Raw genomic sequence first — 13103 nt, 5'->3', positions numbered from 1 at the left:
ACTCACGCCCGTTGAACATAGAAAGACCCGCCAGTTGTTTGGCGGGTCTTTTTTGTTTGTCATGTAGGGCTTGTTTGGATCACTGCCCCAAAAGCGGCGTGATGATCCGCACGGCAGCACGACGGTTCGCACGCTCGGCTGAAACGGTCGGCACTTTGAGGTAGCGTTCGCCATAGCCCTGAACGACCATATTTTCTGGCGGCACACCAAAATACTCGGTCAATGCCAAGGCAAGGCTTTCGGCCCGCTGATCTGACAACACCAGATTACGTGTCGCTTTGCCAACGGCATCGGTATGTCCCTCGACCAAAAACACCTCCTGCGGGTTGTCCGTGACCGCGCGCTTCATTGCCCGTCCCAAAGCCGCCAGTTCCTCCGCCTCTGATGCAGAAATCGCCGCAGATCCGGTTTCAAAATTCACGCTGGTCAGCGCAATTTCTGGTGCCAGTTCGCGCACCGCCCGGATTGTGCGAATTTGGTTGAGAGAGAACCGACGCGTCATCGCCTCTGATTGAGCTTGGCTGGCGGCCAAGGCCGCGCGCAGGGCCGCCTCGTCATCGGCGTAATTCACCCCGGCTTTTGGCGCATCAGGCAAGGCGGTTACATCCACCGCGTCGATCTCTTGCATGTCATCAAACAACACAACCCGCGTGCCATCGGCAAACACCCGATCACGTCGCAACACACGACCATCGGCGGCGCGGATCGTGATGACCTGCGTGCCATCGGCGCGCGACATGGTGCTCCGCGTTGAACCGTCAGAGAACCGCTCTGTGGTCACTTCTGAGCCGGGTTGACGCAAAAGCGCATCGTCATTTTTCAACACGCGAAGCGCGCCATCCCGTTCAACCACCACGCGATCGCCGGTCGATTCGACCACTTTGTCGTCCCCTTTCAACACTTGGCTGATGACCGCGACGCCCACGGCACCGACAAGGAACTTTTCGAGGTTGGACAAGCCACCGCCGTCTTTTGCGCTCACGTCAGGTTTGGCGAACTCTTCGTTTGAGGCCCGCGTGGTCGCTTCGGTCAGTGTTTCGGTTTGGACCTCCACCTCTTGCTGTGCGCCCTCCTCCGTTCCCGCCGCAACAGGCGTGGTCTCTTCCATCGCAGCGGCGGCTGTGGCCTCCTCTTCGGCTTCGACCTTCAGGTCCTCTTCGGTCATTTCAACCGCCGTGGATTCCGTCTCTGCCGAGGCCGCTTCCATCGGCGCATCTTCATTGGCACCGGTTTCCGTTGCCACATCTGTTGGCGCCTCTGTGGCAACCGCCTCTGGGGCGGCCCCCTCATCCATTGCGGCCTCGGGGCGCGGAGTGGGGCTGGCCTCCGGTGCAGGTGTGTCGGCGGTGGACGTATCCGGTGTGGTTTCGGATGTCGTCATCCCTTCCGTCATCGCCTCAGGCATCTGCTCAGGCATCTGCTCAGGCTCAGGCGCTGCGACCTCCCCCATATCAGCAGGCGCGGTCTCCTGCGTGGGCATCACTTCGGCCAGAGGGTCACCCGCAGGCATCTCTTTCGCCAATTCCTCGCGCAACACCTCTTCTTCGACAACGTCCTGATGCACCACATCGGCCACCGCCTCATCGCCGACGCTGGTCTCAGGTGCGCGTTCGGGGTCAACCGCCACCTCCGGCGCAGCCTCCGCGACCGGGTCTGCCTCGTCGGTCAACGGGTCGGCGCTGCCCATCGGCGGCTTGAAAAGCGATAGCGCTTCTTCGAGGCTCACTTCGGAACCATCGGCCAAGATCACCTGCCCGTTTTCAGTCACACAGGCCGCCTCAGCCGGCGGCTCGGCCCCGCACATCTCAATCCCCAACCGTGTGGCAAGATCTATCTGCGCTTGCATGTCCTGGGCCGACATCGGCGTCATCCCCAATCCAGCCAGGGCCACCCCTGTCGCCGCCGTCCCTAGAATAAATCTTCTCATTGACGTCCTCCCTCACGCATGTGGCTCAAACCTATGGCATCGCTCAAAAAGCATGCCCTCTTCATAAGAAACGTGCTTGAGCAGAGCGGCAACATATAAAGGGTGTTCTCAATTCATAGGCGAAATCGCGCTTGCAAGCGGCAGGCAAAGAACGGCATACCGAGAGGAACTTATCGTGAGCGCGCAGCCGAAAAAGCGCGCCGGAGTGGAATGAGGATTCGGGACGTGGCACATATTATCATCGTCGGGAATGAAAAGGGGGGAGCCGGGAAATCGACCGTGTCCATGCATGTGGCAACGGCTTTGTCCCGTCTGGGCCTACAGGTGGGGGCGCTGGATTTGGACTTGCGCCAAAAAACCTTCGCCCGATATTTGGAAAATCGCCTGTCCTATTGCCTGCGCGAAGGGATTGACCTGCCGACGCCCGAATATCGCGACCTGCCACAAATCGAGGCCGCAGATTTGGCCGAGGGCGAGAACATCTATGATCGTCGCCTGTCCATGGCCGTGACCGGGCTTGAGGAAACCTGTGATTTCATCCTGATCGACTGTCCCGGCTCGCACACCCGCCTGTCGCAGGTGGCGCATTCACTGGCCGATACGTTGATCACGCCGATGAATGACAGTTTCATCGACTTTGACCTTTTGGCGCGGGTCGATCCCGACACCAACAAAATTCTCGGCCCGTCCGTCTATTCCGAAATGGTGTGGAACGCCCGGCAATTGCGGGCGCAGGCCGGGTTGAAACCGATCGAATGGGTGGTCTTGCGCAACCGTTTGGGCGCGCAACAAATGCACAACAAGAAAAAGATCGGTGACGCGATGGAGGAACTGGCCAAACGGATCGGGTTCCGTGTTGCACCGGGTTTCTCCGAGCGGGTGATTTACCGCGAGCTGTTTCCACGCGGTCTGACGCTTTTGGATTTGAAAGACATCGGCGTGAAATCGGCGCTCAACATTTCAAATGTCGCCGCCCGTCAAGAGCTACGCGACTTGATGAAAGAACTGAAGCTGCCCAATGTTGACGTCGATTTTTGATCCGGTTTGAACCGGAAGAGCGACGCTCAGTTCAACTTGACCACATTCACATTCTCAACACTCAAGCCCTTTTGGGCCAGTTGATCGGCAAGGCTGTCGGGGCTCGCCCCATCGCTTTGCGGCACACGGATGGTTTTGGGGTTCAATTTGATCTGTTTCGGGCGCGCGTGCCATAGCTGACGCGGATCATATTTGACGTACCAAGGCTGGCTCCGGCTGCCATAGGCATCATAGCGACCATTACTTGCGGCGGCGCTTGCGGCGGCATGGCCCGACTGACCCGAAAGCTGATCGGTCAAAGACATATAAGACGCGGCGGCCACGCTGGTTGAAGACAGGTGTGACATATCCCCGGTCTGCGCCGCGTGGCGCAACCCGTCTGATTTAAAGACGATGAAGCCAATCGCCAGCGCCGAAAATAAAACCGCTTGAAGAACCAATTTATACATAAAACGCCCGTGAAAAATACCTGAATAAAATTAATATGTTAGGCCATGTGATCGAGACGACGCAGGAACGCATCGCCTTTTTTCTTGCCCGCAGGCGCAATATGGCGTTCGCCGGGGATCACATAGCTCGCGCGCTCCTCAACCAACGTGCTCCGAGTTGGGTGCTGGGCTTTGGTCTCGCGGTGGCGTTGGATCATAAGGGCTGCGACCGCAAAGATCATCAGGCCAAAACCAATCGCCATCATCGTCACTTGGTCAGCGGCATCCATCCCCGCCATCCAGCGTGTCAGTGCCTCTTTTACTTTCAGTGCATAGTTGAGTGCATAGTCGACTGCATAGTCCATGGTCTGGGCCTCCATCGCCTGTCATGCCCTCACAGTGCTGGCGCAAAACGGCAAAAATCGGGCGAGGACATGGTGAAAGCAGTGGGAATTTAAGGTAATGACAGGGCGTATCGCTCTACGGCGGTTTACCCCAAGCGATTGACCCACAGCCTGTGTGCCGTCTCCTCCGGCGTGGCCTCGCCCAATGTCTCAAGCGCCAAAGCGGCAGTGGACAAAACAATCGCCTCAGAAAACGGATCATCGAGACGCCCGTGCCACAAATCAGACAGGCGTGACACATCCGTCTCACCGTCATTCAACCGGCGCGCCTCTTCCCCGGCAGGCGGGAAAAGCGCCTCCCAACTCTGCCCGTTGCGCAAGCCAAAGGCCTGAATGTCCTTTGACGGGTTGCGTTCAAATTCGCCGCCACCGCCTTTGATCACCGTCATCGCGGGCAGGCCCAAAAGGGCGGAAGCATCGGCCTGAAGTTCGCGGTAGGGCGGATGAAACACGCCTTGGACCGAGGCCCGCGCACCGCCCGGGTTGAGCATCCGCGCCACCGTATTGAGACAAGACCGCAGGCCAAAATCGGCGCGCAATTGCAACAGGCGCAACAACTCAGGCGAAAAATGTTCCAACGGCAGATAGGCGATACCCGCGCGCTCCATCGTGTCGCGCGCAACACGCGGACTGTCGCATATCTCAATCCCGGCAAACGGCAGGCCCTCGCGGATCAAATGGCCGTTTTCGCCCAGCCCGTTCCAGCCATGCATCAAAACCTTATACCCGCCCAAAGCGACCAGCCGCGCCGAAAGCAAAAACCACGGCAGGCCGCGCGTGCGTCCGGCGGCATAGGACGGCCAGTCCAAATCCGGCGTCGGCACGGCGGTCAACCCGGCGCGCAAGGCGGCGGTGAACCCGGCGATCTCGCTAGGCACCTCGCCTTTCATCCGCATCAACATCAGCATCGCGCCGACACTTTCGGGCGCTGCCTCGCCACGCAACACCCGCAACAGCGCCTCTTGCGCCTCCTCAAAGGTCAAAGATCGGGATCGGCCGGGGCCACGGCCCAGAATTCGGACAAATTCAGCAATGCTCATCGGGGGTCACTCAGCCGCTTCTTTGGTTTGGGCCTTGGCGATGAGGGCGGAAATTTCCGGGCGACAGGAGCCACAGTTCGTGCCCGCATCCAATGCCGCGCCAATCGCCTCTACGCTCATCAACCCGCGCGTTTCAATTGCCGCCAAGATAGTGTTGATCCCGACATTAAAACAAGAGCAGAGCACAGGGCCGGGGTCCGGTTGATTGGCAGGCGACTTGCCCGCCAACACACCTGGCACCTCTTGGCCCGGTAGAGCCGCCAAATAGTCCCGCATCACCGCCACCGGCGTGCGTGAGATGAACAGGGCGGCGACCAAGGCACCGTTGACATGAAACGCCACCCGCGCCGTGCCCTTGGCCGGGTCCAACATGGTTTGGACATCGGCATCCGGCAGACCAAAGAGTGCGCGCGCCTCTTCGACCCAATCGTCGGGTGCGGTCATCCCGGCCAATTCCACCCGGTATCCGGCATAGGTTTTGGCCAAGGCCCAATAGTCGTATTTCGGTTTGATCGGCATCTGAGAGATGGCAAAGCCGTACCATTTGGCGGCAAAGGGCGTGACCGAGACCACTGCGCCCTTGCTTTCGGGTTGGCCGGAAATCGGGTCGGTGACCGAAGGCACCAAGGCGTCAATCCGCGCCGAGGGGGCGTTTTCCCCGGTCCAGTGCATCGGCACAAAGACCTCGCCTTTGGGCGTGCGATCCGTGATCATCGCGCGCACAACGGCGGTGCCATTCGGGGTTTTGAGCGCGACCAAAGCGGTCGGACCAATGCCCTGGGCGCTCGCATCCTCCGGGTGAATTTCCACGAAAGGTTCGGCTAAATGCGCCGACAGGCGCGGGGAGCGCGCGGTGCGGGTCATCGTGTGCCACTGGTCGCGAATGCGCCCGGTGTTCAGGCGAAACGGATAGCGTTTTTCGGTTTTGGCCACCGGCGGCTTCCATGTGACGGGCAGCATCCGCCCCTTGCCATCCGGGGTGAAAAACGCACCATCGGCAAAGAAACGGCCGCCCTGTTTGCCGTTTGAAACCGGCCAACGGGTGGGCGCAAGATCGGCATATTCGGTATTTGAGAGGTCCGAGAGGCCGGAGATGTCAAAATCGCGACCAAATCCGCCCGCAATGCCAGACAGTGCGGCGTATTCACGGAAAATCTCCGCCGGGTTCTCGTATTCAAACGCGGCTTTGAACCCCATGCGTCGTCCGACCTCGGCGAGTTGCTCCCAATCTGGGCGGGCCAATCCCGGCGCGGGCAAAACCGCACGTTGGCGCGACATCATCCGGTCCGAATTGGTCACTGTGCCGTCTTTTTCGCCCCATCCTGTGGCGGGCAAAAGCACATGCGCCAAACGCGCGGTGTCAGTGGCATCGGTGATATCAGAGACGACGACAAAATCGCAGCCGGCAATGGCATCGCGCACTTTATCCGCGTCTGGCATGGAGACGGCTGGGTTGGTGTGAATGATCCAGAGCGCCTTGATCTTGCCCTTGCCCACGGCCTTGAACATATCAACCGCTTTCAGCCCCGCCGCCTCAGGCATGGCAGGGGCGGACCAAAAGTCTTTGACCGCATTGCGGTGATCGGCATTTTCCAGATCGAGGTGACAGGCCAGCATATTGGCCAGTCCGCCGACCTCGCGCCCGCCCATGGCGTTGGGTTGGCCAGTGACAGAAAACGGCCCCATCCCCGGCTTGCCGATCCGCCCGGTGGCGAGGTGACAATTGGTGATGGCATTGACTTTATCGGTGCCCGACGAGGATTGATTGACGCCCTGGGAAAAAATCGTGACGACCTTTTCACTGCCGCACCACAGATCGAAGAACTCCGTTAAAACCTCCTCCGAGAGGCCGGTGATGGACAGATCATCGGCGCTCGCACTCGCAAGAGACGTGTCGAGACCCGAGACATGTTTGGCAAAGTCGTGATCAATCAGACCGCGCTTTTCGATCTCGGCCAACAGCCCGTTGAACAGCGCCACATCCGAACCAAGCGCCAGCGGCAGGTGCAAATCCGCCAGATCGCAAGACGCGGTGCGACGCGGGTCGATGACCACAAGTTTTTGGTCTGGGCGGGCTTTGCGGGTGGCGAGAATGCGTTGGTAAAGCACAGGGTGACACCACGCGAGGTTCGATCCGGTGAGCACGATCACATCGGCCTCGTCCAAATCCTCATAGGTTCCGGGTACGGTGTCGGTGCCAAAGGCGCGTTTGTGCCCAGCCACGGTCGAGGCCATGCAGAGCCGCGAATTGGTGTCGATATTGGCCGAACCGATGAATCCTTTCATCAATTTATTGGCGACGTAGTAATCCTCGGTCAGCAATTGACCGGAGACATAGAACGCCACGGCGTCAGGGCCGTGTTTGGCAATGGTGTCTTGGAATGTGGTCGCGACCAAATCCAGCGCGTTGTCCCAATCACTGTCATGACCATGCACGCGCGGGACCAAAAGGCGGTCGTCGAGTGAGACGGTTTCGCCCAATGCCGAGCCTTTGGAACAAAGTCGACCGAAATTGGCCGGGTGATCGGGGTCGCCCCGGACCTCCATCGCGCCTTGATCATCGACGCCCAAAAGGACGCCACACCCGACCCCGCAATAGGGGCAGGTTGAGCGCAGGGAACAGCTGGATTTGGGGCGTTTCATGCAGATATCTCCATCAAAACGGCTGCGTGACCGTCTGCTGTGGCAACAGGTTCGGGGTCGGGGTCGGGCGCGTCCTGATAGGCCGGGCCAAAAATCAATGTGTCGCGCAGCGCCGACACATCGGCACCGTCGCGGATCAGGTTGAAAAACCAGCCGCCATCCTGGGTGTCGCCGTAAATCACCGCGCCAATCAAGCGGTTGTTTTCAATCACCAAACGCTTGTAAACACCCGTTCTCGGATCAGAGAATGTGATACTGTCGCGGCCCTCACCCTCGTTGAAATCCCCGGCAGAGAACAGATCACATCCGGTGACTTTCAACTTGGTGGAGACGTCTTTGTTGACGAAACATCCGGGCAGATCGCGCAGGGTTTGGGCCAGGACTTTGGCCTGATCAAACAACGGCGCAACAAGGCCAAAGACCGCGCCACGGTGCTCGACACATTCGCCCAGCGCATAGATGGACGGATCGGAGGTGAGGAGGTGATCGTCAACGCAAATCCCCTGCCCCACCGTCAGCCCGGCGGCGCGGGCAAGACCCACAGAGGGCACAATCCCCACGGCCATCACCACCAGATCACAGGCCAATTCAGTGCCACCGGCCAAACGCAACGCGCAGGCCTGACCTTTGTCATCGGCCAGAATCTCTTGCGACTGGGCATTGCATAGGACGGTGATGCCACGCGCCTCAAGCGCCTGTTGCAACAGATCGGCAGCGGGCACATCGAGTTGGCGGTTCATCAGGTGCCCCGCCCGGTGCACCACGGTGACCGCAACCCCACGCGCCGCCATCCCCGCCGCCGCCTCAAGCCCCAAAAGCCCGCCGCCGATCACCACGGCCTTGGACCCCGCGCCCAAACCGATCATCCGGTCGGTGTCTTCGACATCGCGATAAGCGATCACCCCCGCAAGATCACGCCCCGGCAAAGGTGGGATATAGGGGGCCGAACCGGTGGCGATGACCAAGCGATCATAGGGCACAGCCCCCTGCACACCGATCACCCGCTTGCGATCGCGGTCAATCGCGGTGACCCGTTCGCCAAAGCGACAGCTCACGTTATGGCGAGCATACCATGCCCCATCATGGGTGACGATTTCGGCATAGCTCATTTCTCCGGCCAAGACGGGCGAGAGCATCAAGCGATTATACGTGCCGCGCGGCTCGGCATTGAACAGGGTGACCTCGAAGGCCTCGGGGGCGTCTTCGAACAGATGCTCCAACATCCGCCCAGACGCCATCCCGGCCCCGATGATGACAAGCCGCTCCGGCATCAGTCCGCATCCCCAACGAGAAAAAGGCTCAGATCATCCATCGGCTCACTCCGCAGCGACGGATTTTGAGGTCGGTTGAGGCTTTGGCTTGGCGCCATGTTCATATTCTTCCAAGAAATCGAGCACCTCTTGGCGGTAATGGTAGTAATCCGGGTGCTCCAACAGCGCCTTGCGGGTGCGCAGACGTGGCAGTTTAACGTCCGTGATTTTGCCGATGGTCGCCTGTGGGCCGTTGGTCATCATCACCACCCGGTCGGAGAGCAAAATCGCCTCATCAACGTCATGAGTGACACAGATCGCAGTGACTTTCGTGCGCTCCCAAACCTCCATCAACACCTCCTGCAATTCCCAGCGCGTGAGGCTGTCGAGCATGCCAAAGGGTTCATCCAACAACAGAAGTTTCGGTGAGAGGGCAAAGGCGCGGGCGATACCGACGCGTTGCTTCATGCCGTTCGACATCGAAGACGCTTCTTTGTCCATCGCATCGGCCAGACCGACCCGTTCAAGGTAATATTCGATCACGTCCTGACGCTCGGCTTGCGAGGCTTTCGGATAGACCTTATCCACCCCGATGGCGACGTTTTCCTTGGCGGTGAGCCAAGGGAACAGGTTCGGAGATTGAAACACCACGGCGCGTTCCGGGTCTGCGCCGCGGACCTCATAGCCGTCGAGTTTGATCACGCCTTTGGAGATGTCATTGAGCCCCGCCGCCATAGTCAGAACCGTGGATTTGCCACAGCCGGAATGGCCGATGATGGAAATAAACTCGCCCCGGTTCACTTTCAGATCAAAGTTTTCGACCACGGTCAGCGGACCTTTGGGGGTCGGATAGATTTTGTGGATTTGCGAGAAATCGAGAAAGCGGTCTTCGATCATCCCTTCTTGTGCCTTGGCGACGGCGGCGGGCACGGAATGGATCGGCGTCACATTGGGCAGAACCTTGGTGCCCTCGGCTTTGCTTTCGATCCCGACATCCATCAGGTATTTGGTCACATCGACGCGCAGCTTTTTAAAGCCATCGTCATTGTTCATCGCGATGCGGTCGCGCGGGCGCGGGATGGTGACCGGGAACTCATCGCCCAGCGTTCCATCGGGATTGAGCGCAATGATCCGGTCGGCCAAAAGAATGGCCTCATCGACATCATTGGTGATCAGCACACAGGTCTTTTTGTCCGCCTCCCAGATGTGTTCGATCTCATCGGCCAGATTGGCGCGGGTCAGGGCGTCAAGCGCCGACAGCGGCTCATCGAGCAACAGAACTTCGGGGTTCATCGCCAAAGCGCGGGCAACGTTGACGCGTTGGCGCATACCGCCCGACAATTCGGCGGGGCGACGCGCAGCGGCGTGCGACAGGCCCACCATACCGACATAGTGATCGACCTTGGCCTCTTTTTCGGCATTGGACAGACCCGGAAAAATCGTATCCACCGCCAAGCGCACATTGCCAGCAACCGTCAGCCACGGCATCAAAGAGTAGCTTTGAAAGATCAACCCGCGCTCTGGCCCCGGCCCGGTGATCGGTTTGCCCTTAAACGACACCCTGCCCTCAGACGGCGTCTCAAGCCCCGCCATCAGGTTGATCAACGTGGTCTTGCCCGACCCGGAAAAGCCCAAGAGCACAAGGAACTCGCCCTCTTTCACCTCGAGATTGATATGTTTCAACACCTCGGCGCGGTGCAGGCCCTGGCCGAAGCCCTTGGAGACATTGTCGAATGTGAGAATGCTCATATTGGTCACCGGTTGTTCGAGAAGGTGAAAAGGGATTGCAGCGCGAACATCACCCGATCCAACAGAAAGCCGATGATGCCGATGGTGAGCACCGCGACGATGATTTTGGCGAGAGATTGCGAGGAGCCGTTTTGGAACTCATCCCAGACGAATTTGCCAAGACCGGGGTTCTGCGCCAGCATTTCAGCGGCGATCAACACCATCCAGCCGACGCCGAGCGAGAGACGCAGACCCGTGAAGATCAACGGCAAAGCCGAGGGCAGCACCAGTTTGGTGACTTTTGAATAGGTGTTCATTTTGAGCACTTTGGAGACGGAAATCAGATCTTTGTCGATGGAGGCGACCCCCAACGATGTGTTGATCAACGTCGGCCAAAGCGAGCACAACGTCACCGTGATGGCGGAGACGAGGAAGGATTTCGCGAACATCCCGTCATTGTTGGTGTAGAGCGCCGAGACGATCATAGTCACAATCGGCAGCCATGCGAGCGGCGACACAGGTTTGAAAATCTGCACCAAAGGGTTGATCGCAGCATTGGCATAGGGCGACAGGCCCGCGAAAATCCCCAAAGGAATGGCAATGGCCGAGCCGATCAGAAAGCCGAAAAATACGGTTTTGATCGAAGTCCAGATTTGCGTGTAATAGGACGGCGATCCGGTGTAGGCGATGTCTTTGACCTCGTCGGCCTTGCCCTGTTCGATCAACCGCGCATTGCGTTTTTCTACGCGCTCTTCAAACGCGGCCTTCTTTTCGGCCTTGGCCATCGCGTCATTATGCAGGTTCACGGCCTCTTCCCAAACGGCCGAGGGGCCGGGGATTGCGCCCAAGGAGGTCTGCACTTTCGGGGCCAATGTGCCCCAGAGCATCAAGAAACACAGGATTGCCAAAACCGGCACCCCCAAGAGTTTCCAAATCTCTTTGACCTGTGCCTTCGGGTTGTCGCCCGCAATGGCTTTCAACACCGGGGTCATCCAACTCAGGCCCAAGACCTGAAACCACGTGTCGGCTTTGTTGATGCGGGTGAACAGTTTCGCACGGCGGGCCGCTTTGGCCTGTGCGTCCAGAGCGTGCGGATCTATGGCGGTCATTGCAGGGTCCTCGCGGGAAAATCAGGGTCGGAAAAATGGGCGCACCCGTAAGCGCGCCCCAGTGGAGGTATGGGTTAGCCTTTGACGTCGGTGCCCACGACGATTTGCTCGCCTTTCAGACCGATCGGCAGGCTTTCGAGATAGGCGTTCGGCGCGCGGCCATCATAGCCGATACCGTCGATGACATCGTCGGCTGGGGTCGGCGCTTTGTAGCCATCGCTGTCCCATGGGAAATCCGCTTCATCGGCTAAACCTTCTTCGACCAAAAGCTTTGCAGCTTCGAGATAGATTTCCGGTTTGTAGACGGATTTGGCAACCTCATCGTACCAGCTATCGGATTTGGGTTCAGCGATTTGACCCCAGCGACGCATCTGGGTCAGATACCACACGGCGTCCGAATAGAACGGGTATGTCGCATTATAGCGGAAGAACACGTTGAAATCAGGAACCGAACGCTTGTCGCCCTTCTCATATTCAAATGTGCCCGTCATCGACGCCGCAATCACCTCTTCGTCCGCGCCGACATAATCTGGGCGTGACAAGATTTTCACGGCCTCTTCACGGTTGGCGTTGTCGTTTTCGTCCAACCACATCGCTGCACGGATCAGCGCTTTGACAACGGCTTTGGTGGTGTTCGGGTTCTCTTCGGCGAATTCTGCGGTGATGCCAAAGACCTTTTCCGGGTTGTTTTTCCACAGCTCGTAATCGGTCACAACCGGCACGCCGATGCCTTTGAACACGGCCTGTTGGTTCCACGGTTCACCAACGCAATAGCCGTTGATGGTGCCCGCTTCCAAGGTGGAGGGCATCTGCGGCGGTGGCGTCACGGAGAGGAACACATCGGCCCCGATTTGACCGGTGATGTTCTCGGGCGAATAGTATCCTGGGTTCAAACCGCCCGCCGCCAACCAATAGCGCAGCTCGTAGTTGTGGGTGGACACCGGGAACACCATGCCCATGTTGAAGGGCTTGCCTTCGGATTTGTATTTCTCAACAACCGGGGCCAGAGCGGTGGCCGAAATCGGGTGAACCGGCTTGCCATCTGCGCCGGTCGGAATGTTTGGCTTCATCTCGGCCCACACATCGTTCGACACAGTGATGCCGTTGCCGTTCAAGTCCATCGAGAAGGGTGTGATGATATGCGCTTCGGTGCCATAGCCGATGGTCGCGGCCAAAGGTTGCCCCGCCAACATATGCGCGCCGTCCAATGTACCGTCGATCACACCGTCCAAAAGCACCTTCCAGTTGGCTTGGGCTTCCAGCGTCACAAACAGGCCTTCGTCATCGAAAAAGCCCTGTTCATAGGCCACGGCCAAAGGAGCCATATCGGTCAGCTTGATAAAGCCAAAGGTCAGTTGGTCTTTTTCGAGATCGAGCATCTCAGCCCAGCCGGGAGTGGCGAGCGCCGTGGTGGCCGCGAGGCCGAGGAGTAGGTTTTTCATTTTTGTGTCCCTTAGTCAGTGCATGCCCTGTTGGAGGCAAAAAAGAAAAAAGCCGCCGACAAATCGCCCGGGAGGAGGGGGGCGTTTGTCGAGC

The 13103-nt window shown here is 58.8% G+C and carries 10 protein-coding genes; 1 reads left to right on the top strand and 9 read right to left on the bottom strand.

Going from position 1 to position 13103, the window contains the following annotated elements:
- Positions 1-79: 79 nt before the first annotated feature.
- On the bottom strand, positions 80-1927 hold the full coding sequence (locus DA792_RS20250; RefSeq protein WP_107722387.1) for an OmpA family protein: 1848 nt from the start codon (positions 1925-1927) through the stop codon (positions 80-82).
- Between the two features lie 225 nt (positions 1928-2152).
- Here DA792_RS20250 and DA792_RS20245 point away from each other — a divergent pair, with 225 nt between their 5' ends.
- Entirely contained in the window at positions 2153-2965 is an 813-nt protein-coding gene (locus DA792_RS20245) for a division plane positioning ATPase MipZ (protein ID WP_107722386.1), read from the top strand.
- Positions 2966-2991: 26 nt separating this feature from the next.
- On the opposite strand, the gene DA792_RS20240 is transcribed toward DA792_RS20245, so the two are convergent.
- From DA792_RS20240 to DA792_RS20205, 8 genes are all read right to left on the bottom strand, one after another.
- Entirely contained in the window at positions 2992-3414 is a 423-nt protein-coding gene (locus tag DA792_RS20240; protein WP_107722385.1) for a hypothetical protein, read from the bottom strand.
- A 38-nt stretch (positions 3415-3452) separates the two neighbouring features.
- On the bottom strand, positions 3453-3758 hold the full coding sequence (locus DA792_RS20235) for a hypothetical protein (RefSeq protein WP_159075341.1): 306 nt from the start codon (positions 3756-3758) through the stop codon (positions 3453-3455).
- Between the two features lie 125 nt (positions 3759-3883).
- Complete coding sequence (locus DA792_RS20230; RefSeq protein WP_107722383.1) at positions 3884-4837, bottom strand: glycosyl transferase family protein; 954 nt, start codon at positions 4835-4837, stop codon at positions 3884-3886.
- A 6-nt stretch (positions 4838-4843) separates the two neighbouring features.
- The gene (locus tag DA792_RS20225; RefSeq protein ID WP_107722382.1) at positions 4844-7480 is read right to left on the bottom strand and encodes a nitrate reductase; all 2637 of its coding nucleotides are present in this window, start codon (positions 7478-7480) and stop codon (positions 4844-4846) included.
- Positions 7477-8751 (bottom strand): NAD(P)/FAD-dependent oxidoreductase, encoded by a 1275-nt coding sequence (locus tag DA792_RS20220; protein WP_107722381.1) that lies wholly within the window; start codon positions 8749-8751, stop codon positions 7477-7479. The genes DA792_RS20225 and DA792_RS20220 overlap by 4 nt, the downstream gene beginning before the upstream one ends.
- A 45-nt stretch (positions 8752-8796) precedes the next feature.
- On the bottom strand, positions 8797-10479 hold the full coding sequence (locus DA792_RS20215) for an ABC transporter ATP-binding protein (RefSeq protein ID WP_107722380.1): 1683 nt from the start codon (positions 10477-10479) through the stop codon (positions 8797-8799).
- 5 nt (positions 10480-10484) lie between these two features.
- On the bottom strand, positions 10485-11567 hold the full coding sequence (locus tag DA792_RS20210) for an ABC transporter permease (RefSeq protein ID WP_107722379.1): 1083 nt from the start codon (positions 11565-11567) through the stop codon (positions 10485-10487).
- 74 nt (positions 11568-11641) lie between these two features.
- Entirely contained in the window at positions 11642-13009 is a 1368-nt protein-coding gene (locus tag DA792_RS20205; protein WP_107722378.1) for a CmpA/NrtA family ABC transporter substrate-binding protein, read from the bottom strand.
- Positions 13010-13103 lie beyond the last annotated feature (94 nt).

The sequence above is a fragment of the Celeribacter baekdonensis genome (genome assembly GCF_003047105.1).
Classification (GTDB): Bacteria; Pseudomonadota; Alphaproteobacteria; order Rhodobacterales; family Rhodobacteraceae; genus Celeribacter; species Celeribacter baekdonensis_B.
Note: the sequence above shows the minus strand (reverse complement) of the source record. Positions and strands in the feature narration are given on the sequence as shown.

Excerpts from the sequence above, each read along its gene's own strand:
- DA792_RS20215 (WP_107722380.1), bottom strand. The coding sequence starts at position 10,479 with ATGAGCATTCTCACATTCGACAATGTCTCCAAGGGCTTCGGCCAGGGC.
- DA792_RS20210 (WP_107722379.1), bottom strand. The coding sequence starts at position 11,567 with ATGACCGCCATAGATCCGCACGCTCTGGACGCACAGGCCAAAGCGGCC.
- DA792_RS20230 (WP_107722383.1), bottom strand. The coding sequence starts at position 4,837 with ATGAGCATTGCTGAATTTGTCCGAATTCTGGGCCGTGGCCCCGGCCGA.
- DA792_RS20225 (WP_107722382.1), bottom strand. The coding sequence starts at position 7,480 with ATGAAACGCCCCAAATCCAGCTGTTCCCTGCGCTCAACCTGCCCCTAT.
- DA792_RS20235 (WP_159075341.1), bottom strand. The coding sequence starts at position 3,758 with ATGGACTATGCAGTCGACTATGCACTCAACTATGCACTGAAAGTAAAA.
- DA792_RS20220 (WP_107722381.1), bottom strand. The coding sequence starts at position 8,751 with ATGCCGGAGCGGCTTGTCATCATCGGGGCCGGGATGGCGTCTGGGCGG.
- DA792_RS20250 (WP_107722387.1), bottom strand. The coding sequence starts at position 1,927 with ATGAGAAGATTTATTCTAGGGACGGCGGCGACAGGGGTGGCCCTGGCT.
- DA792_RS20240 (WP_107722385.1), bottom strand. The coding sequence starts at position 3,414 with ATGTATAAATTGGTTCTTCAAGCGGTTTTATTTTCGGCGCTGGCGATT.
- DA792_RS20205 (WP_107722378.1), bottom strand. The coding sequence starts at position 13,009 with ATGAAAAACCTACTCCTCGGCCTCGCGGCCACCACGGCGCTCGCCACT.